Raw genomic sequence first — 23,808 nt, forward strand, 5'->3', positions numbered from 1 at the left:
CTTTTTGAAAATTTAATAAAGTGCAAGCCTTTGCAAAATAAAATCTGCCTCTTAAAAGGCAGATTACATGTTTTTGATATGCTCGCGAATGATCTCGATTGTCATGACACTTAAATACTTGCTACGTATAATTCCTTCTCCATCGATAAAATAAGTAGTGGGAATGGTAAGAATTCTATACATGGTATTCACTTCATCGTTGCTGTCTAATAAAACGGGAAATGTGACATTGGCTTCACGTACAAACTTCTTTACATCGTACTGAGGGTCAATATTGACCGCTAATATTTCTACGTTGTCATCAGCTTCATTGTAGTACTTTTGAATATCAGGCATTTCGGCTTTACAAGGAGGACACCAAGTTGCCCAAAAGTTGAGAATCACTTTTTTTCCACGATAATCCGATAACTTAACCATCTTTCCGTCGAGGGTCTTTAGCTCAAAATCAGGAGCTTTCTCCCCTACCTTTAAACCTGGGAGATTGTCTGGGGCTGCTTCCGCCATTGAATGAGTAAGAGTAATCGTCATTAATGTTAATAGGAAGACCGCTAACGTTACTTTTTTAAGCATGATGTCCCTCCATGTAGATTATTGATTTAAAAATATTGCAAAAAGCGTGTGGATGATCCAATAAGAAATAATGAATGTGAGCAGAGTATAAACTGCAGCATGTATTGTTAAAGGAACACTCCACTTGTTTTTATAAGCCTTTCTGATAAAAAATAATACAGCAACGAAAGTCCCCAATAGAAGCCCCTTAGAACCGCCTGTAAAATAAAGAATTTCTATTGGCCTTTCGAATAGAATACTTGGGCGAAAAAGGACGATGCTAAATTTATAAAAGAGAAACCATAAAAATAAAGCATTCGTTAATTCATCCATAAACATTTTGAAGAAAGACTTGTTCTCTTTTAAAGTAATTTTTACCGTAATGTATGTAGTTATACCCGCTAATATGAAATACAGCCATTTGTATGGGATAAGTAGCGGACCTAAAACTATTGTCTCCATGAGTAACTCCTTGCTTCTTTATTTTCTACTATTATACCCTGACAAGTATAAAAAAAGAGAGCTACAGGAGCTCTCTTTACGCAAACTAATTAAATAATTTCTTTAATTCCTCACTATAATTCCCTTTAATGACGCCTTTTTCGGTAATAATTGCAGTGATGAGATCATGTGGTGTTACGTCAAATGCTGGATTAAATACATTCACGCCTTGAGGAGCTGTTTCAATCCCGAACGCTTGAGTAATTTCTTCTGAACCACGTTCTTCAATCGGAATATCTTCTCCTGTTGGTGTATCTATATCAATCGTTGGCGTTGGTGCTGCAACATAAAAAGGAATATTGTGAGCTTTTGCTAACAAAGCCACTCCGTAAGTTCCGATTTTATTAGCTGCATCTCCGTTGGCAGCTACACGGTCACATCCAACAATGACTGCTTGTACCATTCCCTTTTTCATGACCATCGCTGCCATGTTATCAGCAATCAGTGTTACATCTACTCCAGCCTGCATTAATTCCCAAGTGGTTAAACGTGCACCTTGAAGGAGCGGTCTTGTTTCATCTGCGAATACTTTAATATCCATCCCTTTTTCCTTAGCTAAGTAGATTGGTGCAAGGGCTGTACCATATTTCGCTGTCGCAATTCCACCTGCGTTACAGTGTGTAAGAACCGTCATTCCATCTTCAAGAAGAGTTAAGGCATGCTCACCGATCGCACGACATAGTTCTTCATCCTCATTTCGGATTTCATGTGCTTCTCTTATTAAAGAGGCTTTGATATCGCTGATTGGTTGAGTTTGCTGTTGTTTCACAAGCTCGTCCAAACGATTTAATGCCCAGAAAAGATTCACTGCGGTTGGTCTAGATGAAGCTAAGTAATCAAGATGCTTTTTAAAAACTTGATAAAACTCATCAAAGCTGTCTTCCGGTGCATCCTTTACCGCTAACACGAGTCCGTATGCTGCAGCGATCCCGATCGCTGGTGCTCCTCTAACCTTTAGTTGTTTAATGGCATCCCATGTGTCTTCAACGGTTTCAATTTCAATAAACTCAGTAATATGGGGAAGTTTCGTTTGATCTAGAATATGCAATCGACCTTGGTCGTCAAAAGTAACGGATTGAATAAAGTTAGTAGTCATCTCTTGCTCCTCATAATGTTGTAATTGGTTGCTATTATATTTTAACAATATTCTGTATTTGAGCAACTATTTTTTATAAAAAAACCGTGTAGCTAAATGCCACACGGTTTGAGTAATTAGTTTTGTAATTTTTCACGAAGAACCATTGGTAGAATTCCACCGTGACGGTAGTAATCGATTTCTACTTCTGAGTCGAATCGAACGAGAACTTCAAATTCTTTCTTGCTTCCGTCTTCAGCAGTAGCTGTAACCTTTAATAGGTCACGTGGTCTTACATTTTCATCCACTTGAACGTCGATTGTTTCTTTACCAGTTAGGCCAAGTGTATCAGCGTTTTCTCCATCTTTGAATTGAAGTGGAAGAACACCCATTAATACAAGGTTTGAACGGTGAATACGCTCAAAGCTTTCAGCTAAAACGGTTTTGATTCCAAGAAGGTTTGTACCTTTTGCTGCCCAGTCACGTGAAGAACCCATTCCGTAGTCCTTACCTGCTAGAACAATTAGGCCTGTTCCATCTTGCTTATACTTCATACATGCATCATAGATAGATGTTACTTCGCCAGTTGGCCAGTAAGTTGTAAATCCACCTTCTGTGCCAGGAGCCACTTGGTTACGGATACGGATATTTGCGAATGTTCCACGCATCATTACTTCGTGGTTACCACGACGAGATCCGTAAGAGTTGAAATCACGAATTTCCACTCCGTTTTCAAGTAGGTATTTTCCAGCAGGTGTATTTTTACCAATAGCACCAGCAGGAGAAATATGGTCAGTTGTTACAGAATCACCAAACTTCGCAACTACCTTTAATCCAGATAAAGGTGTAACTTCTTCTGGATCTGGCTTTAAGCCTTCGAAGAATGGAGGGTTCTGGATATAAGTTGAAGTATCATCAAACGTATATAGAGAGTCATTACTAGTTTGGATTTCATTCCAACGAGCATTGTCATCAAAGACATTCTCATATTCTCTTCTGAATAGCTCAGGTGTAACGGTTTGTTTTACTACTTCATTTACTTCAGCAGTAGTTGGCCAAATGTCCTTAAAGAATACATCGTTTCCGTTACGATCTTTTCCAATTGCCTCGTTTTGAAGATCGATATCTACTGTACCAGCAAGTGCATATGCAACAACTAGTGGTGGTGAAGCTAAGTAGTTACCTTTTACAAGTGGATGAATACGTCCTTCAAAGTTACGGTTACCAGAAAGAACTGATGTGATTAGAAGATCATTTTCTGCCACTGCTTTTTCGATTTCATCCTTAAGAGGTCCAGAGTTACCGATACATGTTGTACATCCGTACCCTACTAGGTTGAAGCCTAATTGATCAAGATAAGGAAGTAAGCCAGAATCTGAAAGATAACCTGTTACAACCTTTGATCCAGGTGCTAAAGATGTTTTAACGAATTTAGGTACTTCCATACCAAGCTCAACTGCTTTTTTCGCCACTAAGCCAGCCCCTACTAATACGTATGGGTTAGAAGTATTTGTACAGCTCGTAATCGCCGCGATTGCCACAGCGCCCGTCTTCATAACAGTAGTGTCGCCATTGTCGAAAGTAACCGTTACTTCTTTGTCTTTTTCAGACTCCGTTAAACCGAAGCCTTGGTTACCTTGAGGAGCAGTAATCGCTTGGTTGAATTCTTTCTTCATTTGAGATAGTGGAATTAAGTCTTGTGGACGCTTTGGACCAGAAAGGTTCGCTTCAATGTCAGCAAGATTAATTTCAACTACATCTGTATAAACAGGGTTTAATTCTGGATCGAAGAATAAACCGTTTTCTTGGCAATATGTTTCAACAAGCTTGATTTGCTCTTCAGAACGTCCAGTTAAACGCATATATTCTAGTGCTTCTCCATCTACTGGGAAGAAACCACAAGTTGCGCCGTACTCAGGAGCCATATTAGCAACCGTTGCACGGTCAGCTAATGGTAGAGAAACCACACCTGGTCCAAAGAATTCAACGAACTTGTTAACTACGCCTTGCTTTCGAAGAACTTGTGTTACTTTTAGGGCAAGGTCAGTAGCTGTTGAACCGTTTGGAAGTTCCCCAATTAATTTAACCCCAACTACTTCAGGAACTGGGAAGTATGAAGGCTGACCAAGCATTCCTGCTTCTGCTTCAATACCACCTACACCCCATCCAAGAACACCGATACCGTTGATCATCGTAGTGTGTGAATCTGTTCCAACTAATGTATCTGGGAACGCTTCAATTTCACCATCAGCATTTTCTGTAGTTAATACTACCCCTGCTAAAAACTCAAGGTTTACTTGGTGAACGATACCTGTAGCTGGTGGAACTGCACGATAGTTATCAAATGCTTTTTGAGCCCAGCTAAGGAACTGATAACGCTCTGTGTTACGTTCAAATTCAAGATCCATATTAGCTTGAAGTGCGTCAGCTGTACCATATTTATCAACCTGTACAGAGTGGTCAATTACTAGGTCAACTGGTTTTTCAGGGTTAATCTTGTTAGGATCTCCACCTAGATCAGCCATTGCTTTTCTTAAAGAGGCTAAGTCAACAACTGCTGGTACACCAGTGAAGTCTTGAAGAATAACACGTGAAGGCTTGAAAGGTACATCTACTTCTTTTACTTCACTTGTTCCCCATTTTGCTAAGTTTTCAACATGCTCTTTTGTAATAACACGGCCATCATACTGACGAAGAACTGACTCTAGCAATACTTTAATAGAGTATGGCAGGTTAGAAACTTTTCCAATTCCTGCTTCTTCTAAAGCTCCCAAATGATAGTAGTGATAGCGCTTCCCGTCGATTTCAAAGGACTTACGGGATTGGAATACATCTTGATTAGACATATGAATTACCCCCATTACAATGTTCATATACCAATAGTTTGATAGTCGAAAAGTGAATAAAATGAATTTTCTTCAAACTTTTCTTTCAATATTATCTTAATACAACCTTTTATATAAGTAAATAACAAGTAAGTTATTGTTTTTGATAAGTTGAACTTATGTTATTTTCTATTCCCCTGTTTTGTATCATTAAAATCTTGAGTTCATTGATGTGGTTCTTTTTATTTGAAGTAAAAAGGTTTGAGGTAAAGCTATGGTGGAAAAATAGTGTCCTTATTTACAACTCTAGGATTTATGAAAGCGTTATTGGTATTATCCATATCGTTTGGGTGAAAATATCAGTGGAGGTGATAGAAATGGCAAAAAGAAAGGCAAACCATGTAATCCCAACCACGAACGCGGCTAGCGCTCAAGGAGCTGGTGCTGGTTATAATGAGGAATTTTCAAACGAACCATTAACGGAAATGCAAAAGAAAAATAATAAAAAGAGAAAGAAAAATCAGTAGTGGAAAAAAGCTGACTCGATCATCTCGAGTCAGCTTATCTATTTTACTCAGTCATATTTACTTCTGAGACAATCGATTGTAAATCTTGTTGAAATCTTTCCAGCTGCGCTCTTTGGGTTTCAGACGCCACCTCAAGTGCATTTTCTATTTGTGCATATGCTTCGTTTACTTCTTTTTTCAAGTGCTTTAACTGATGTCCATAGCTAGCACTGTCTTGAACAATATCGTTATACAGCTCCTGCGCTTCATTTACGCCTTGCTGTGCAGCTAAAAATGCATGTTGTTTATCCTCTTTATAAGGCATGTAAGCCTCTCCTTTCTTTATTTGCTTGAGGTTAAATTGTGCAGGTAACGATAAAAATATTCGGTATAAAAAATCTTGCGCATTCCATCCTATCAATAGGAGGGATGAAAATGAACAAAAATGACGGAAAAGACATGCGTAAAAATGCACCAAAAGGTCACAACAACGGCAGCCAACCAGAGCCACTTAGCGGTTCAAAAAAGGTGAAAAACCGTAACCATACGAGACAAAAGCATAACTCAGGACATGATATGTAAAAAAATAAAGAGCTGTAGGTTACTCTCCCTACAGCTCTTTTGACATCATCCTATCTATGGATACTAGCGCATCAATTATAATATCTTCTTCTTCTACTGTCACCGTTCGTAAATCCAGTAATAGTTCTTCCTTTTGAATACGTGCCACAATAGGAGGGGTATTTTCTGTTCTTAGACGGTAAGCTAGTGTTTCTACGGACATGGACTCACTTTTGATATGAACAACAACAGTAGGAAGCTCCACGTCTGGCATTGTTCCTCCACCTACTTGGCTAGTTGACTCCTTGCTTGTCACTGTAAAGCCACTTGATTGTTGTGTTAGCCGGTCGATAAACTGATTGGTTCGTATTTGTAACATCTTTTTTGTGGCAAGTAAATCTCGGACCACTGGAATGGTTTGAATTGCTGTGGTCCCTTTACTATAATCAAGTAAAGTCCCCTCAAGGGCTGCTAGTGTCATCTTATCTACACGCAGCACACGAGCAAGTTGATGTTTTTTCAATTGATCGATTAATATCTTTTTACCAGCAATTACCCCTGCTTGTGGTCCACCAAGAAGCTTATCCCCACTAAAAGAGACAATGTCTACCCCTTGATTAAGAACATCAGAAACAACGGGTTCTTCCCCTATCCCATGCTGACTATAGTCGTATAGTGCACCGCTACCTAAATCCTCGTAAAAAATAACAGACGTATGACGTTTTGCTAAATCCACCAAATCGGATGTTTCAACTGACTTTGTAAATCCAATCACTTTAAAATTACTTGTATGTACCTTCATAATCATCGCTGTGTCTTCACTAATAGCTTTTTCAAAATCATACAAATGGGTTTTGTTTGTCGTTCCTACTTCTACTAGCTTTGCCCCACTCTCTTCCATAATAGAAGAAATACGGAAGGAACCACCTATTTCAACCAGTTGCCCTCTTGATACGATCACTTCTTTTTGAAATGCTAGCGCTCGGAGAATGAGAAAAACCGCTGCTGCGTTGTTATTAACGACCATTGCCGCTTCTGCACCAGTTAATCGTTTAATAAGCTCCTCTACATGAGCATGTCGTGAGCCTCTTTCTCCTTCTGCTAACTTGTATTCGAGGTTGGAGTAGTTTTGGGCGGCTTGAATGACATGATCCATAGCGTTTTGGCTGAGGCGAGCTCTGCCAAGATTTGTATGTAAAATGGTTCCAGTGGCATTAATGACTCTTTTAATCGTATATTGATAAACGTGTTTTAATTCATATTCTATTTTTTGAAAGAGCTCATCTATAAATGGTTGAGATCCCGGTAATTCCCCTTCCCAGCAAGCAGATAGTAATTGCTCGCGAATGGTACTGACGACATTTTTTAAAATAGAACTCATTTCGTTTGTATCAATTCTGTATGTTTGTGTGAGTGTAGAAAAACGAGCGTCTTTTTGAAGCTCGTGAATCGGTGGTATATATCGTACAAACTCTTTCAAAAGTAACCCTCCAGCCCTTATTTTGCCTGTTTAGTATAACATGTTTCACCGATAGAAAAAATTCTCATACGATAATAACAGTTATCAAATACATGAGAGGAACACAGCGATGACATCTTCAAAAAAGAATTCTGACTCCCAGTCGATCGACAAATGGTTAGAAGCCTTATTTTTGGACCCGCTTACAACCTTTTTGGACGAAACTGCCTTTCGATTAGATATATTTGAATCAGGGACTCAGTTTATTATCGAAGCAGATATACCTGAACAATCCACTGAAACAACCGTTGCCCTTCAGGAGAATACGGTTATTATTTCTGTCAATTGTGGCGGAAAGCTTCGATCAAGAAAGGTGGATTGGCCATTTGATGTGAGAGAACATGAGGTTGGTGCGTACCAAATTGATCAAGTACTAGAGATTTCTATTGATAAGGAAAAAACGTTAGCGCCGGTAGACCGTCTAATAGAGATAAAGAGGTAGCCTCTCTTATTTATAAAAATGAAAAGCCGTCTTTTACAAGACGGCTTTGTTGCTATATTTAGCTTTCCATTTTTGCGATAATATCTGGGCTTTTTGGAAATACGCCCGTTTCAGCTTTAGAATACATCTTTTCTCCATTTACCGTAACTTCGAATACCCCACCTGAAGCAGGTATGAGCTCTAGTTTCGTAATGTCCTTACGGAAATGGTTAAACAGGTCTTCCGCGAAACTCGCGGCTTTTGGTGCGTAGTTTCACATCATGCAAAATTCAACTTTTACCTCAAAAGACATCGTAGCTTCCTCCATTTTCTGCAGAAAGATTTCACAAAACTTTCATTTATTTGTGATAATACTATTTTATTACAGAGTTACTAGTTTTCGCAAGGTCACGAAATTCCTTTAATGTTTGTGTCGAGAAACTACCAAAAAAGTGATTTTCCTTCGTATAGGTTGTATACTATTTCTTGGAGGTGAGTGATGATGAGCGAGTTAGAAAAAGTAAGACTAACTTCCCTTTCTACAAAGGCTGGTTGAGGCTGTAAAATTGGTCCTGAGGACTTAGCGCAAGTTTTGCGCCTTTTACCTGAACAAAAAAGAACACCAGAGCTATTAGTGGGACACGAAACGTCTGACGATGCAGGGGTGTACCAGTTAACCGATTCTTTAGCCATCATTCAAACAATTGATTATTTTACACCAATTGTGGATGACCCATATATGTTTGGTCAAATTGCAGCAGCTAATGCGTTGAGTGATGTGTACGCAATGGGTGGAACACCGAAAACGGCATTAAATATTGTTGGTTACCCTGTCAAAAAGCTGGGAGCTGAAATTTTATCTGAGATCTTAAAAGGTGCGAGTGATAAGGTAGTTGAGGCTGGTGCCTTAACGATCGGAGGTCACTCCATTGATGATCAAGAGCCTAAATTTGGACTTTCAGTGACTGGTATCGTTGAACCAAATAAAATTTGGAAAAACATTGGTGCAAAGCCTGGTGATGTGCTTGTCTTGACAAAACCCATTGGTGTTGGCATTATGACTACTGGAATTAAGCGGGCTGTTGTAACAAAGGAACAAGAGGAAACGGTTACCCTGCTTATGGCGGAGTTGAACAAACAGGCTTGTGAACGATTGAAGGATTTCACTCCTCATGCCGTAACAGATGTAACAGGATTTGGCTTACTTGGTCATGCGAGTGAGATGGCTCGCGGAAGTGATGTTAGTTTTGAAATTGATTTAGAGCGAGTACCAGTTCTTAATGGTACATATGAGCTGGCCGAGCAAGGAATTGTTCCTGGAGGTTCTAAGTCCAATCACAAATGGCTTGAAAAAGATATTGCGTATGGAACCGACATAAGCATACAGCAACAGCTTGTCCTTTGTGATGCAATTACATCGGGTGGACTTTTGATTGCCCTTCCATTGGAATATGCGGAGAAGTATACCTCACTTGATTTCCGATATACTATCATTGGTCAAGTAGTTGAAAAGAAAGACAAACTTATTTATGTAAAATAGTCTTGAAAAAGCAGTGAATTCTACCTTCGCTGCTTTTTTGTGTCCAAAGAATAATAAGGGGGCTACCTTCATGGTTAGCCCCTTCCCCGCTTTATATGATTTTCTTTCTTAATTTATCCAGCATGTCGATGGTCATCGTCTCTAAATTAAAATCCGCCTTAAATCCCCATTCTTCCTTGGCAGCGGTACAATCAATCGAATCCGGCCAACTGTCAGCAATCCCTTGTCGAATGGGGTCAACATCGTATTTCATCGTGAAATGTGGAATATGCTTTTTAATTTCAGCCGCAATTTCTTCTGGTGCAAAGCTCATAGCGGTCACATTAAAGGAATTGCGATGGATAAGTTGAGATGAATCCGCTTCCATTAAATCAACAATAGCAGTTAAAGCATCCGGCATGTACATCATATCCATGTACGTTCCTTCTTTGATATAGGAGGTATACTGTCCAAATTTAAGAGCCTTGTAATAGATTTCTACTGCGTAATCAGTCGTCCCTCCACCTGGTGCTGTTACGTAGGAAATTAATCCAGGGAAACGGAGACCTCTCGTATCAACTCCGTAGCGATGATAATAATAATCAGAAAGCAGCTCACCTGCGACCTTATTTACCCCGTACATCGTGGTTGGACGGTGTATAGTGTCTTGAGGGGTATTTACTTTCGGAGTCGTTGGACCAAAAGCTCCAATTGAGCTCGGAGTGAAAAACTGACTTTTGGTCTCGCGAGCTGTTTCTAAAGCATTCATTAACCCACCCATATTTAAATTCCAAGCAAACACAGGATTTGCTTCTGCTGTCGCTGAAAGAAGTGCGGCCATATGAATAACGGTATCTGTTTTGTACTTCTTCGCGACATCAAGCATTTTAGCTCCGTCTGTCACATCGACAACTTCAAATGGTCCACTTAAAGCTGCTTCGCTTTCATTTTTACGAATATCTGTCGCCACTACATTGTCAGCACCGTATAATTCTCTTAATTTAACGGTTAACTCTGAACCGATTTGCCCTAATGCCCCCGTTATCAAAATGCGTTTCATGTTTTTCCTCCCAATTATGCTTCCTCTGAGATGATTCCTAGCTCTTTCCCAACTCTTTCATAGATGACAAGCGCTTGATCTAGCATCGCCTTTGTATGAGCTGCGGAAGGCATATTTCTTACCCTTCCTGTCCCTCTTGGTACGGTTGGAAAGACAATGGATTTGGCATACACACCCTCTTCATAAAGGCGCTTGCTAAACTCCTGAGTTTTTACTTCCTCACCAATGATGCATGGAGTAATTGGTGTTTCACTGTCGCCGATATTAAAGCCTAATTTGACAAGGCCTGCTTTTAAATAATTGGCATTTTCCCAAAGCTTTTCGTTCAGTTCCGAGCTTTCCATTAATAACTCGATGGCACGAATACTTGCAGCCACATCGGCCGGAGTTAAAGAGGTGGAGAATAAAAACGGTCTACTGCGAACCTTCAACCAATCAATTAAATCTTGCTTCCCTGCCACATATCCCCCGACCACTCCAATGGCTTTTGATAAAGTTCCAATTTGTAGATCTACTTTGTCGGATAATCCGAAGTGCTTAACCGTTCCTGCACCCTTTCCAAGTACACCAGAACCGTGCGCATCATCTACGTACGTAATTAAATCAAACTCTTCTGCAATTTGAACGATTTCAGGAAGCTTGGCAATATCACCGTCCATCGAAAATACCCCGTCCGTAATCACCATTACTTTATTGTAAAGTCCTGATTCTGTTGCTTCCTTTGCCTTTACACGAAGATCATCCATGTCTGAATGATTGTAACGAATGATTTTTGCTCGTGATAAGCGGCAGCCATCGATAATGGAAGCATGGTTTAATTCATCAGAAAGAATCGCGTCGTTTTTATCCATAATTCCTGAGATGGCAGCCATATTACAATTAAATCCCGATTGGTATGCAATGGCGGCTTCTGTTTGCTTAAATTGAGCTAATTTCTCCTCAAGTTCTAAGTGAAGCTTTAACGTTCCATTGATTGTTCGTACAGCACCCGCTCCTACTCCAAACTGTTGGATGGCTTCTGTTGCTGCTTCTTTTAGACGAGAATCGGTTGCAAGTCCCAGATAGTTATTGGAGGAAAGATTCACAAGCTCTTTTCCGTTAATTGTAATCATTGGACCGTTCGCGCTTTCTAATGGGTCGATGACGTTATAAAGACCCTTCCCCTTTAAATCTTCGAGATTTTCAGTTAAAAACTTCGCTAATTTCTTACTTGACATTTCATTCATCCCCTTTGCAATGTTGTTTCGGAATAAACAACTGTCCACTGGAAAAAGACAGTTGTTATGTAGTTGAAACGTTGAAAAATAAAGGTTTTTATAGTTATCACTTTAGCATATTTTTATACGTTGTGCATAGTGCGTGGACAAATTTCGAATGAATTACATGCGCGGAATTGATAAAGTATTCCTATTACAATAAATCAGTAGTGTAAAACTTATAATTTTAGTATGATTAGAAAATGAGGTTTTTTATGATTACTTAAATAATGAAAATAACAATCCTCTTCTTGTGAGGATTGTTATTCTACATAATAAAAAAGTACAAATGATTTGGGGGAATCTAATAATGAAAAAATTAGTATCGTTTTTAGTATTTATTTTACTAATTGGTCTTCTAAGCGGCTGTGCGGAGGAGAACAAAGAAACTTCTGAAAAAGAAGAAACAACCAAACAAACCCTAAAAATTGGTGCAATTCCTGACCAAGATGTTTCGGTTTTAAGTCGTAGCATGGGCGAAGTGGCATACTACCTTTCTGCTGAGACTGGTTTAGAGGTTGAATACGTACCATCCGTAGACTATGCAGCGCTAGTTACTGCCTTTGAACGAGGAGAAATCCAACTAGCTTGGTTTGGTGGCTTAACGGGTGTTCAAGCAAGAAGCCTAGTTCCTGACGCGGAAGCCATTGCTCAAAGACCTCGTGATGAAGAATTCCACTCTGTTTTTATCGCTCAAAAAGAACTTGGATTAACATCGTTGAGTGATTTAAAAGGAAAAAGCTTTACTTTTGGTAGTGAAAGCTCAACTTCTGGACATTTAATGCCTCGATATTATTTAATGGAAGAAGGAATTGATGCCGATCAAGATTTCAACGGCAAACCCTCTTACTCTGGTTCTCACGACAAAACTTATAAGCTAGTAGAATCAGGTGCTTATCAAACGGGTGCTCTAAACGAAGCCGTTTGGGAAGCAGCAGTAGCAGAAGGAAAAGTCGATACGAACAAGGTGGATGTATTTTATACGACTCCTGCCTACTACGATTATCACTGGACAATTAATACGCTTGAAGGATACGATTCCGACGTAAAGCAAAAAATAACAGATGCCCTTCTCTCTATGGGTAGTGAACAGCAAACGATTTTGGACCTTTTCCAAACGGATAAGTTTATTGAAACAAAAAATGAAAACTACGAAGCCATTGAAAAAGTGGCAAAACAAATCGGTATTATTAAATAGAGGTGTAGATGTGGAGACCAGTCAAAACATCATCGAATTAAAAGATGTATCAGTCTCTTTTGACGGGAAGATAGCCTTATCTTCCCTTTCTTTATTCATTAAAAAGGGTGAACGAATTGCCTTAATTGGCCCGAGTGGTGCGGGAAAAAGCACACTTTTAAATGTGCTATCTTTGTCAAATATCAGTGGAACGGGAACAATAATGATTGATGGGCAACCGCCCTCCTTTTATCGTAATCGCAAAGTACGTGCCAAAAAAATTGGTGTTATTCGTCAGCAGTTCGATTTAGTGAATGCTCTCCCTGTCGTACATAACGTCTTAGCTGGGAAACTAGCTGACTGGAGTTTATTCAGATCTGTTCTTTCGCTAGTGATTCCTCAAGAGAAGGAAATCGCCGAACATGCACTTTCACGAGTAGGATTGGGTCACAAAATTTTTGAGCAAACCGGTTCATTGTCTGGTGGTGAGCAGCAACGTGTGGCGTTAGCCAGATTGCTCGTGCAACAGCCTGAAATTATTTTAGCCGATGAACCTGTGGCGTCTCTCGATCCTGCTCGAGCGGAAGATGTGTTAGACATATTAACAAAGCTTGTTCAAGAAGAAAAACAAACACTGGTAACTAGCCTTCATTCCGTTGATTATGCAAAAAAGTACTTTACTAGAGTCATTGGTCTAAGACAAGGTGGAATGGTTTTCGATCTTCCTGTTGACCAGTTAACGGATCGTCACCTAAAAGAGTTATACAAACTGAGGGAGACGATGTAATGAAACAAAGTCTTCGATTTCAACAAAAAAACCTTCTCACACTTTTATTAGTTCTCGTATTTTTATGGAGCTTACGTGTGATTGATTGGAAGGAGCCGCTTCTTCACCCAGGTGGAGGTACAACCTTCCTCCAGATTATTGAGGCGATGATACACCCTGATCTTTCTCCTGACATTCTTCTTCTCGCCCTTGAGTCTGCTTGGGTGACGATTACCTATGCGGTGGCTGGAATGACAATTGCCATCGTCATTGCTGTTGTTTTTGGGGTTCTGGCTTCAGGTGTGTTACAAAGCTCTCAGAAGCCTTTCTCGTCATTGAGTAAAAGCTTTTTTCGAGCGTTTCTTGGCTTCCTTCGTGCGATTCATGAGCTAGTTTGGGCGTTGCTGTTTGTATCTGCTTTCGGTTTGACACCTTACTCTGCTATTTTGGCTATCGCGATTCCATATGGGGGAATTCTAGGGAGAATCTTCGCTGATATGCTGTCAGATGTAGAAAATGAACCGATTCAATCCTTACAGTCAACAGGTGCATCTAATTGGCAACTGTTATTTTACGGCTACTTCCCGCTTGTAAAAGCAAATATGATTTCTTATACAATGTACCGTTTTGAATGTGCGGTTCGTTCCTCTGCGGTCATGAGCTTTGTTGGTTTAGGTGGACTCGGGTATCAGATTCAACTTTCATTGGATGATTTAAATTACGAAGAAGTTTGGACCTTTGTATTATTTTTGATGGCCATTGTGATCGTCATAGACGGGTGGAGCAGTCAATGGCGTTCTCGTCTAGCGAAACGCTCGTCACGCTTTTCCTTGCTATCATTTTTCCTATCCTTTGCATTAGTGGTTGGTTCTTGGATGTATTTGTATACAGTTGAGCATGCCTCTTTTTTCACTTTGTTTACAGACGAGAATGGTCAGTATGCGAAAAAGTTCTTCCTAAGCTTACTTGGGATTGGTGAAGAGTCTCCTTCCTTTTTTTCGGTTCAGAGCTGGATTCATATCCTGCAGCTGTCTTATGATACTCTGATGATGAGTATTATTGCTATAGGAATAGCCACAATTGTGATGCTGATCACGGTTGTCCCTGCTGCCCGTAATGTAGCAAATGGAAAACTAACGATGAGTCGTTCCCCTTTTCATTGGGTATCTTTCCTTCTCGTTCGAGCGTCCTATATTTTAAGTAGAGCGGTACCAGAACTGATTTGGGCCATGATGATTATCTTTATTTTTCAACCAGGTATCCTTCCGGGGGCTGTTGCACTAGCCCTTCATAACTTTGGTATACTTGGAAAGCTATGTGCTGAGGTCATTGAAGACCTTGATGAAAGACCCATTCGGCATCTTTCCTCTTCAGGAGCCAGTCACGCACAAATCTTGTTATATGGTGTTCTTCCCTCCGTCCTTCCGAAGTTTTTAAGCTTTATCCTCTATCGTTGGGAAGTGATCATGAGAACAACGATTGTTGTAGGTTTTGTTGGTGCAGGAGGGCTTGGTCAACAGTTTAAGCTTAGCATGAGTTATTTCCATTATTCAGACATTACGTTGATTATTCTATGTTATTTATTGCTTGTTTGGATGGCAGACTTTTTATCTGAGCTTTCGCGTAAGGTAGCCAAATGATACAAACTTGAGTACCTCTTTCTAGGAGGTGCTCTTTTTTTATTCCAATAATAGTAAACAATAACATTCATTAGGAAAAGCGAGTATGTTTTTTCATAAATTTACAAACAATACCATTATCGATACTTTCGAAATGGAGGATTAGTATAGTGAGAAAAGTAAGTGCGCTTATCTTCTTCGGTCTTATATTTTCGCAATTGGGCATTCCGATTGCCCATGCTGCTGTGACGGATACGGAGGTTAATGAAATATTATCAGACTACGATTTATCCAGAGAAGAACTTGATGTGATTTTGGCCGAATACGGTACAACGGTTGAGGAACATGAGTCCAAGCAAGAATTATCAGATGCGGTGGATTTTTATTTAAATCACCTCTCTGTATTAAAGGATCTAGAGGAATTTCTAGCGTCGATTGGCATCACTGAGGAAGAAGCTGATCAATTGTTTGCACACCTCGAGAAAATCGATTCGGATGAAATGCAGCAACAAATGGTAGCTATCGATACAAGAATTGAGGAAATAATGATGGCTTCTGATTCAGAGTTTACAGATGCTGAAAAAGAGGAGCTCTCTTCCCTGTTTGCCAAGATGATGGACGCCATGCAGTTAGTTCCTACGTTTTATCTAGTCGATTCTACTGGATCGCAAACGGCTATATCGTATGAAGAACTATTACAGTCGAATGAATTTACAAGTGACGCTCTCCTTGTACAATTGCATAGTTCAAGTGGCGAGTTGCTCTCGGATGTTGAGCTAACAAAGGCCATGCTTTCAGGAGATTTTGTTTTGAGTGCTTTTGAAAAAGTCGCAGATGTCGGGGAACTAGTCGCGGAGCTCCCTGATACGGCAAGTTTTTATGGAACGGGAATCCTTCTTGGTCTCATTCTCGCCTTCTCTGGCCTCAGTCTTTTCTTGATACGAAAGAAAACGATCTCCACAATAAAATAATTAATGAAGATAAAGATGCTAGCAGTAGGCTTGCTCCTCGTAGGGGTTAGTCTTGCTGCTGTTAACACGTATTATTATTTAGAAGGAATCCTTTCCGTCCAACAGGTAAAAATGGTGGAGGCCCCCTCTTCGGCTAAAGTGACAGAAGCTCCTTCTGATAAACAGTGGCCACTGTACGAGGTGAAACCATCTATCGGTGAGAAATTAGGTGAACTGTATATTCCTCGATTAGAGCAAGTGTTTCCTATTTATGAGGGTACCGGAAAAGAAGTATTGCGTTCCGGAGTCGGTCATTATATTCGAAGTGCTTTGCCGGGTGAAAAAAATAATACGATTCTTTCAGGTCATCGAGACACCGTATTTAGAGGCTTGCGTCATCTGAAGGAAGACGATGAACTGGTCGTTACAACAACAGAAGGAACTTTTACCTATGAAATCTATCGCATACGTATTGTAAAAGCGGACGATCATACGGTTATGACGCCAAAGCCAAGGGCAACTTTGACGGTGACAACCTGTTACCCCTTCTATTTTTTAGGCAATGCACCTGAACGCTATATTATTAGTGCCAAGCTCATAAATAAACATCGCGTGATTACTTGGAATCATCCAAGGTAATCACGCTTTTTTTGGAATGAGGACAAGATTCTCCCGATATAATCTAAAGTTAACATAAGTTGAAGGGAGAATGGCCATTGGCTTATTATTGGGGTGTAGACTCTGCTGCAGAAGTAACGGAGGACCTGTATAATTGTGTGGAAAAGGGATTTGGAAAGCCATCCTATTGGGGAAGATATTTAGCACCCATTCCTGGAAAAGTAGCTGGGCTCACGAGAGAAGAAGTACGTTTTATTCGTAATAGAGGCATTAAGCTGGTACCGATATTAAGTAATTTTAATGAAGCGGTTGGATACCGGGAAGGAAAAGTTGTGGCACAAAATGCGATTTATCATGCAAGACGATTAAGTATCCCAAAAGGCAAAGTGGTATTTGGCAATATAGAGAAGTTTTTTAAAGTAGATGAAGAATGGATTAGAGGCTTTGTTGATGCTTTGTACCCGAGCGGCTACAAAGCTGGCCTATACCATGATCCGGTTCATGGGGAATTTAACAAAGCGTATTGTGCCGCCGTTGCTAAGGATAATAAAGTGGCCAATCAGCTCATTTTGTGGAGTGCAGAGCCCGAGCCTGGTCCGACGAGAGCAAGAAGCGCTCCTAACTTCCGTCCGAAAAAGCCGCCGTGTAAGGCCAATGTATGGGGCTGGCAATATGGCCGCGATGCACCACAATGTCCAATTGATACGAATTTATTTAATAGCCGCCTTTATGAATTGCTTTGGTAACGTTGGAAAAGCACTTGAGAATGTTTAGCTCAAGCGCTTTTTATTTTGTCGAAAATGAATCTTTACTCGGGTATCATGATCCAGTTCCCCGAACTCACCTTCCCCACCTATCGTTAGTTGAGAGGTACACTGCGGACACCGTACTGCCTTTGCTGAAATATTAGATAAACAGAATGGACATTCCTTAACCGGGATACTAACAACAGGTGCATTTTTTAAACGGCCTATCTGCAAAAGGACAAAATAAGTAGCGAATGAAATAATTGCAAAATCAATAATGGTTCCGATAAATACTCCATAGTTAATCGTAATCGCCCCTGCTTCTTTCGCTTCAGCTAAAGTCGTGTAGGTTTGTCCTGTCAGGGAAAAGTACATGTTTGTGAAGTTGACTCTCCCTAAAATAAGGCCAAGCGGCGGCGTAATAATATCCTTCACGAACGAGTCCACCATTTTAACAAACGCTGTTCCAACGATGACCCCAATCGCCATCTCAACGACCGTCCCCCTTGTTGCGAACTCTTTAAAATTCTTTAAAAACCGAATGGTCGTCCCCTCCCTATTTGCACGCTTGTACCAATATATGAATTAGGGGTGGGGTTCATTCGTTTGAGCGTATAGGTGTTATGTGGTTTTAGTAACAAAAAAAGAGCCCAACATGGACTCTTCCTCTGTATTATTCAGCGTCAAATACGCGAACTTCTTTCATTGTGTCGCCGTTTCTCATCGCTTTCACTGTGCTCATACCTGAAGTTACTTTACCGAAAACAGTGTGAACTCCGTTTAAGTGTGGTTGTGGCTCGTGAACGATAAAGAATTGGCTTCCGCCTGTATCTTTTCCAGCGTGTGCCATAGAAAGGCTGCCTTCCTCATGCTTGTGAGGGTTTCCTACTGTTTCACATTTGATAGAATAACCAGGGCCGCCTGCTCCTGTTCCAGTTGGGTCTCCACCTTGGCTTACGAAACCAGGGATAACACGGTGGAAAGTAACTCCATCGTAGAAGCCTTCGTTTGCTAATTTTTCAAAGTTTTCAACTGTACCAGGTGCTTCGTTCGGGAATAAGTCAAATTCTACTTTTTCCCCATTCTCCATTGCTATATATCCTTTTTTAGCCATTGTGAGAACATCTCCTTCTTATGTAAAATCAGTCTATATCATATCACTACTCTAGTAGAAAAAACAAACATTACAATTTTATTTCCACGTTTTTAGTCGCAACAGAACTTTCCTTCTGATTCCTTCTAGCTTTGGTGTCTCCCCTTTTGATCGCTTTTGTTTATTCCATTCGTTATAGCTAGCCACAGAGATTAACAAGGATCCAGCTAGTAACAAGTATGCCCACCATGGGAGATTACCCCAATATGGCCTTGTTTGTAAGACGACATTTAGTAACAGGACACCTGAGCCTACGAAGAAATACGATTTGATTCGAAGCATCGTCCCAGCCAATATCGACAGAAGTGAAAGGGTTCCAACGATAATCGCATCATACACGGTATTGCTCTGTAAACCATCTTGAACGAGTAATAATGCGACTCCGAACAAGATTCCCCATTGAATTCTTTGAAGAAGTGTGACGTATGCCCCCTTCAAACATCGGCTCAGATAAATTCCAAGTGCGATGAATGGTAACACATATAACTCCCTCTCGAACAAAACAGGGATCGTGAGTTGGTCAAGCATTTGATAATAAGGCTCTAGTAAATAGCCGCCTGCTAAAAATTTTGGAATCCAAGCTAGCTTTGTACTTACCCGCGTTTGCTGCATCCACAAAAACATACATATTAGAATGCCAGGCAAGATCCTCAAAAGAATCCCTTCTGCTTCCAAGGTATACAGAAATAAAACGTATAGAAAAGCTGTGACCGTATACGCATCGAAATAAAGAAATGGAAGTTTTGCATTTGACACGAATAGACCTTTATAAAGCTTTCTACCTGAAAAAAAGGAACCCAAGCCGATACCGGCGAAAAGTACCATTGTACTCTCTGGAACGAGTAAGGTTGAAACATAAGAAAGTTGAATGCTGCCTGCTAGCATGACAATCAATGGGAGTAACACGAGGAAATCCCATTTTTGATGGTGTATAAGGAACAATAGCCCTATCCCATAAAGCATCAGACAAATATACGTATATTCCCCAAAAGGATACGATGTTAGCATGGAGAGCATTCCAATAATTGAAAATGGAACAAGAAAAAGGGTTGTTCTCACCTTCCATTCTTTGGTGCTATATCCCCACCAAATCGCTAAAAGAATACTTGTCACGAAAAAGGAGTACTCACTATAGTCCAATTCAATAAGAAATAGAGTGATAGCAATAAATAAACTTACATAACAGCCGTAAAGGAGAGTTTTTAGTAACCATTCTTTGCTAACGAGCTTAACACTCACACCATACAGCAAAGTGGCAATCACAAAGCTCCATATTCCATCACTATTAAACGCAAAGAATGTTAGTAGCAAGGCTGCTGGTAAATAAACATGAGTTGTGTATAAGAAACTAGTAGACAGTTCCAAGTCGTGTCTTCGTATTACATAACTTACTACGATCAAAATCGCTCCACCGATCACCCATTGCTCCTCTTCTAGCCATAAAGGAAATTGATAGCTTTCATGAATCGCATAAATAAGAGTAATATAGGTAATGAGCGAGCAAAGAGTCACGTAATAAGTGACGGCCTTCTGCTTTGTCTGTTGATAAAGCAGATACGAGACAGCTATTCCACCAAAGAGAATAAAGACTCTGATAAAATCATTAACTGGCAAACTAAATGAATAAAGAATTCCTATCAAATAGAATGCTTGTGACACAAGAAAGGCCGGTTTCTTTGTCTTCCCGATCAAGAGAAGAAGTACGCTTCCTGCGATAAAATTAAGGGCAGGACCCACTTCTACCTTACTCCAGTGGAACCATTCCTTACCTTCCTCGAACAAGGCAGCCGTACATAACCCATAACAAATAGGAATAATCCAAGAAATCGTTTCCTGATAAATCGAACGTTCCTCCACTCTTCTGCCAAGGATAAAGCATAAAGCTAATAGCCCAAACATCACCCCTGTTTCCCACCAATCATACATAAGCCAAGACGGAAAAAGCGGTAAAAGCATGACCCCCACTCCAACATCTCTCGAGCTTTGCCGGATTACCGAAGGTACCATAAAACCAAAAACAACAAATAGAATGAACCCGATAAAAAACAATGGAAGAAAAGAATCAAACATAGCAACCTTATGAACAAGCATCATCAATTCAAATAAAGCCGCAACTAAAAAACTACAAGTTACATACGTAAACCACTTCTTTTTTTCAGAATAAGCTAAGTAATAAAAATTACCGGCAAGAATCAAATAAGAAATCATCATCACCAGAGTGGGGTCTCCAAAGTTAACGATGAAGGATTTGGCGGATATATACACAAAAGCAATAAGTGAAACCACCGCACTTGTCATCGAGAAGATTTTCTTCCAATCGACTCCTCCCTTTAAAAATACAGGCAAGCCTAGTAGAAACGACCCTACCAATGCATACATGATCGGTCCAACGTTTAGAAGAATCGAGTTCTCGACAAGCTGATACACTCCATAAACCAAAAATAAGGTAAAAACAAAATGATAGTTTTTATGGCCAGTCACAAACACCATCGATAAATATAAAACGGCAGTGAGTATGATGTTCATTCCATAGAAAGCAGGGTTATCAAATAGAAGTAGCATAAAAGCCGTCGTCAGTACTAAGCTGGCTTGGAAAAATGGAAGAACCTCTTTCGTAAACAACGTAAGAGAAGGTTTCTTTTTCATATAAAAATGGAAGACTAACAAGCCCGCATGGTACAAAATCATTCCGAAATAAAAACCGTCTCTTTGGATAGGAAGTGCCGTGAGAAAAAACGCAGTACCAATTGTTGCAGCAATTCCTGCAAACCAAACAAATAAACGAGAAGAAATCTTTTTAGCTAAAAATAGATAAACTGGTACAAGTATGTAGCCACTTAGCATTCCTAGAAAGTATCTTCCCTCCCCGCTAAAAGAGAAATATGAGCCTAATAGTTGAAACCAGCCAAGAGATAGCAGGAAAATGGGGAGAAATAAGCTTCCCAGTACGGTAAAAGCAAAAGCTGTTTGGTTGATATGAAGAATTCTTTTAGAAATATAAGCCATTCCGTAGAATAAGCAAGCAACCAAACCGATGGCACTAGCCTTCATCCAACTAGACATTGTCTCCCAGTTGCTAGTCGCCACATATAAACCACCAATCAATAACAGAATGACCCCTAAGTTAAGCAACCAAGTGATATTTCTTTCACGTAATTGCTCGGGCGTTTTCTTCTTCTTTTCTATTACCGTTTTCTTTTTCTCTGGCTTGACAACCACTGTTTTAACAGGTGTCGTCACTTTTTCTTTTAACGTTTCATTATGGATACTTATATAGTAGTAGTGTTCGTATTCTTCGATTACCTTGTTATAGATAGCATGAGAAATAAGTTGCTCTTGTTTTAACAAATAAAGTTCTTCTCGAAAGATCTGTTTCCTTTGCTCCTTTGTAATGGAGTTCATTGTCATATCCTCCTTTTTGTGTAATTTTACACCATTATACTACTATCACCATATTTTTTCTACCAATATTATGAAAAAATCCCATGATTTTTTTTGAAGGATTTTTCGTTTCGTCTATCGAAATACTAATAAGAACTGTTTTTATCAAAGGAGAATGAGTGATGAACAAAGAGATTTTTCAATATTTAACTTCGAATCGAAGCACACATTTAGAAGAGCTTACCGAGTATTTGGCCATACCAAGTATTAGTTCCCTTCCTGAGCATAAAGATGATGTGAAAGAAGCTGCAAAATGGACGGCAAAAGCACTTGAGGATGCCGGTATGGAAAATGTCAGAGTGTATGAAACAAAGGGCCATCCGGTTGTGTATGGTGATTGGCTAAAGCAAGAAGGAAAGCCAACCGTACTTGTATACGGACATTATGATGTTCAGCCGGTTGACCCGCTTGAACTTTGGGATACTCCCCCATTTGAAGCCAATATCCGTGATAACAAAATTTACGCCCGAGGAGCTAGCGATGATAAAGGCCAAGTGTTTATGCATATAAAAGCAGTGGAGGCGATCCTACGAACAACTGGTAGCCTTCCTGTGAATTTCAAGTTTTGTATCGAAGGGGAAGAAGAAATTGGAAGTCCTACTCTTCCACAGTTTGTTGAAGAGAATAAGGAGCTGTTGGCGGCTGATGTGATAGTGATTTCAGACACCGGTATGCAAGGGCCTGGAAAGCCTGCGATTTGTTATGGGCTACGTGGTTTATGTGGACTTCAGATCGATGTAACTGGTGCAAATAGCGATCTTCATTCTGGACTTTACGGAGGTGCGGTACAAAATTCGATTCATGCACTAGTGGAGATTGTGAATTCCTTCCACAGTCCTGACGGAAAAGTGTTAGTCGATGGCTTTTATGACAGTGTTCAAGAGATTACACAAGAAGAACGAGAAGCATTTGCTGCACTGGGTGATATAGATGCGGAATTAAAGGAACAGTTAGGAGTTTCTGAACTGCATGGAGAACCTGGGTTTACCGCTCGAGAACGTACATACGTACGACCTACTTTAGAAGTGAACGGCATTTACGGGGGCTTTCAAGGAGATGGTATTAAAACGGTCATTCCTGCTAAGGCCTCTGCAAAAATTACCTGTCGTTTGGTACCTAATCAAGATCCAGCTGAAATTGCAGATCTTTTAACCAAGCATATTTACGCAAATGTACCTGCTGGTGTTAAGGTAAATGTTTCCCTGTTTGATCAAGGTCATCCGTACGTAACTCCTCTTGAGCATCCGGCCATCCAAGCAGCTGGCAGAGCATATGAAGCGATTTACAAGGTTCCTACTTCTTACACTCGTGGAGGTGGATCCATTCCAATCGTTGCCGCTTTTGATCAATTATTAGGGTTACCAGTCGTATTGATGGGCTTTGGCTTATCAACGGAAAATTTCCACGCTCCAAACGAGCATTTCCATCTTGAGAACTTTGACAAAGGGCTTGAGACACTCTGCACGTACTGGTTCGAGCTTGCAGACTCGTTATAAACAAAGAAAAAACAGGCAGCCTATTTTGAGGCTGCCTGTAGTTTTTCCAT

The 23,808-nt window shown here is 40.1% G+C and carries 22 protein-coding genes and 1 pseudogene; 11 read left to right on the forward strand and 12 right to left on the reverse strand.

The window, feature by feature from the left end; genetic code table 11:
- Positions 1-63: 63 nt before the first annotated feature.
- The 4 genes from ACGLXV_RS20005 to acnA all read right to left on the reverse strand — a co-directional run bounded on the left by ACGLXV_RS20005 (position 64) and on the right by acnA (position 4,971).
- Positions 64-570, reverse strand: coding sequence for a peroxiredoxin family protein (locus tag ACGLXV_RS20005; RefSeq protein ID WP_391560058.1), 507 nt, complete (start codon positions 568-570; stop codon positions 64-66).
- An 18-nt stretch (positions 571-588) separates the two neighbouring features.
- A complete protein-coding gene (locus ACGLXV_RS20010) occupies positions 589-1,011 on the reverse strand; it encodes a hypothetical protein (protein WP_391560059.1) in 423 nt (140 codons plus the stop codon).
- An 85-nt stretch (positions 1,012-1,096) separates the two neighbouring features.
- Positions 1,097-2,146: an S-methyl-5-thioribose-1-phosphate isomerase gene (gene mtnA, locus ACGLXV_RS20015; protein ID WP_391560060.1), complete on the reverse strand. Its 1,050-nt coding sequence runs from the start codon at positions 2,144-2,146 to the stop codon at positions 1,097-1,099.
- A 116-nt stretch (positions 2,147-2,262) separates the two neighbouring features.
- Entirely contained in the window at positions 2,263-4,971 is a 2,709-nt protein-coding gene (gene acnA, locus ACGLXV_RS20020) for an aconitate hydratase AcnA (RefSeq protein ID WP_391560061.1), read from the reverse strand.
- Positions 4,972-5,327: 356 nt separating this feature from the next.
- Between acnA and sspO the strand changes: the two genes are divergently transcribed.
- Positions 5,328-5,477, forward strand: coding sequence for a small acid-soluble spore protein O (gene sspO, locus ACGLXV_RS20025; RefSeq protein WP_119710601.1), 150 nt, complete (start codon positions 5,328-5,330; stop codon positions 5,475-5,477).
- A 43-nt stretch (positions 5,478-5,520) separates the two neighbouring features.
- Here the strand turns inward: sspO and ACGLXV_RS20030 are convergent, their stop codons facing one another.
- Positions 5,521-5,781, reverse strand: a complete 261-nt coding sequence (locus ACGLXV_RS20030; protein ID WP_119708487.1) for a hypothetical protein — start codon at positions 5,779-5,781, stop codon at positions 5,521-5,523.
- A gap of 110 nt (positions 5,782-5,891) precedes the next feature.
- Here ACGLXV_RS20030 and ACGLXV_RS20035 point away from each other — a divergent pair, with 110 nt between their 5' ends.
- Positions 5,892-6,038, forward strand: coding sequence for a small acid-soluble spore protein P (locus tag ACGLXV_RS20035; RefSeq protein ID WP_119708486.1), 147 nt, complete (start codon positions 5,892-5,894; stop codon positions 6,036-6,038).
- A 28-nt stretch (positions 6,039-6,066) separates the two neighbouring features.
- Here the strand turns inward: ACGLXV_RS20035 and selA are convergent, their stop codons facing one another.
- On the reverse strand, positions 6,067-7,497 hold the full coding sequence (gene selA / locus ACGLXV_RS20040) for an L-seryl-tRNA(Sec) selenium transferase (RefSeq protein WP_391560062.1): 1,431 nt from the start codon (positions 7,495-7,497) through the stop codon (positions 6,067-6,069).
- A gap of 109 nt (positions 7,498-7,606) precedes the next feature.
- On the opposite strand from selA, the gene ACGLXV_RS20045 reads away from it, so the two are divergent.
- Positions 7,607-7,978, forward strand: a complete 372-nt coding sequence (locus ACGLXV_RS20045; RefSeq protein ID WP_119708484.1) for an Hsp20/alpha crystallin family protein — start codon at positions 7,607-7,609, stop codon at positions 7,976-7,978.
- 58 nt (positions 7,979-8,036) lie between these two features.
- Here the strand turns inward: ACGLXV_RS20045 and ACGLXV_RS20050 are convergent.
- Positions 8,037-8,219, reverse strand: a pseudogene (locus ACGLXV_RS20050) (Rdx family protein); the annotation flags it as partial.
- A 240-nt stretch (positions 8,220-8,459) separates the two neighbouring features.
- On the opposite strand from ACGLXV_RS20050, the gene selD reads away from it, so the two are divergent.
- The gene (gene selD / locus ACGLXV_RS20055; protein ID WP_391560073.1) at positions 8,460-9,497 is read left to right on the forward strand and encodes a selenide, water dikinase SelD; all 1,038 of its coding nucleotides are present in this window, start codon (positions 8,460-8,462) and stop codon (positions 9,495-9,497) included.
- A 91-nt stretch (positions 9,498-9,588) separates the two neighbouring features.
- Here selD and ACGLXV_RS20060 read toward each other — a convergent pair whose 3' ends face one another.
- Together ACGLXV_RS20060 and ACGLXV_RS20065 are read right to left on the reverse strand one after the other, a co-directional pair.
- Positions 9,589-10,536: an L-threonine 3-dehydrogenase gene (locus ACGLXV_RS20060; protein ID WP_391560063.1), complete on the reverse strand. Its 948-nt coding sequence runs from the start codon at positions 10,534-10,536 to the stop codon at positions 9,589-9,591.
- A gap of 14 nt (positions 10,537-10,550) precedes the next feature.
- Positions 10,551-11,753, reverse strand: a complete 1,203-nt coding sequence (locus tag ACGLXV_RS20065) for a glycine C-acetyltransferase (RefSeq protein ID WP_391560064.1) — start codon at positions 11,751-11,753, stop codon at positions 10,551-10,553.
- 349 nt (positions 11,754-12,102) lie between these two features.
- Between ACGLXV_RS20065 and ACGLXV_RS20070 the strand changes: the two genes are divergently transcribed.
- The 6 genes from ACGLXV_RS20070 to ACGLXV_RS20095 all read left to right on the forward strand — a co-directional run bounded on the left by ACGLXV_RS20070 (position 12,103) and on the right by ACGLXV_RS20095 (position 17,668).
- On the forward strand, positions 12,103-12,990 hold the full coding sequence (locus ACGLXV_RS20070) for a putative selenate ABC transporter substrate-binding protein (RefSeq protein WP_391560065.1): 888 nt from the start codon (positions 12,103-12,105) through the stop codon (positions 12,988-12,990).
- 10 nt (positions 12,991-13,000) lie between these two features.
- Positions 13,001-13,756, forward strand: coding sequence for a phosphonate ABC transporter ATP-binding protein (locus ACGLXV_RS20075; protein WP_391560066.1), 756 nt, complete (start codon positions 13,001-13,003; stop codon positions 13,754-13,756).
- Positions 13,756-15,375, forward strand: coding sequence for a PhnE/PtxC family ABC transporter permease (locus ACGLXV_RS20080; RefSeq protein WP_391560067.1), 1,620 nt, complete (start codon positions 13,756-13,758; stop codon positions 15,373-15,375). The genes ACGLXV_RS20075 and ACGLXV_RS20080 overlap by 1 nt, the downstream gene beginning before the upstream one ends.
- A gap of 149 nt (positions 15,376-15,524) precedes the next feature.
- Positions 15,525-16,325 (forward strand): processed acidic surface protein, encoded by an 801-nt coding sequence (locus tag ACGLXV_RS20085; protein ID WP_391560068.1) that lies wholly within the window; start codon positions 15,525-15,527, stop codon positions 16,323-16,325.
- A 15-nt stretch (positions 16,326-16,340) separates the two neighbouring features.
- Positions 16,341-16,943, forward strand: a complete 603-nt coding sequence (locus ACGLXV_RS20090; RefSeq protein ID WP_391560069.1) for a class D sortase — start codon at positions 16,341-16,343, stop codon at positions 16,941-16,943.
- A 77-nt stretch (positions 16,944-17,020) separates the two neighbouring features.
- The gene (locus ACGLXV_RS20095) at positions 17,021-17,668 is read left to right on the forward strand and encodes a glycoside hydrolase family 25 domain-containing protein (RefSeq protein ID WP_391560070.1); all 648 of its coding nucleotides are present in this window, start codon (positions 17,021-17,023) and stop codon (positions 17,666-17,668) included.
- 24 nt (positions 17,669-17,692) lie between these two features.
- Here the strand turns inward: ACGLXV_RS20095 and mscL are convergent, their stop codons facing one another.
- From mscL to ACGLXV_RS20110, 3 genes are all read right to left on the reverse strand, one after another.
- Positions 17,693-18,250, reverse strand: coding sequence for a large conductance mechanosensitive channel protein MscL (mscL, locus tag ACGLXV_RS20100; protein WP_391560074.1), 558 nt, complete (start codon positions 18,248-18,250; stop codon positions 17,693-17,695).
- Between the two features lie 91 nt (positions 18,251-18,341).
- On the reverse strand, positions 18,342-18,782 hold the full coding sequence (locus tag ACGLXV_RS20105; RefSeq protein ID WP_119708475.1) for a peptidylprolyl isomerase: 441 nt from the start codon (positions 18,780-18,782) through the stop codon (positions 18,342-18,344).
- 78 nt (positions 18,783-18,860) lie between these two features.
- Positions 18,861-22,223 (reverse strand): hypothetical protein, encoded by a 3,363-nt coding sequence (locus tag ACGLXV_RS20110; protein ID WP_391560071.1) that lies wholly within the window; start codon positions 22,221-22,223, stop codon positions 18,861-18,863.
- 161 nt (positions 22,224-22,384) lie between these two features.
- On the opposite strand from ACGLXV_RS20110, the gene ACGLXV_RS20115 reads away from it, so the two are divergent.
- A complete protein-coding gene (locus tag ACGLXV_RS20115; protein ID WP_391560072.1) occupies positions 22,385-23,758 on the forward strand; it encodes a dipeptidase in 1,374 nt (457 codons plus the stop codon).
- The last annotated feature ends 50 nt before the right edge of the window (positions 23,759-23,808 follow it).

It is taken from the genome of Robertmurraya sp., assembly GCF_036676585.1.
GTDB lineage: Bacteria > Bacillota > Bacilli > Bacillales > Cytobacillaceae > Robertmurraya_A.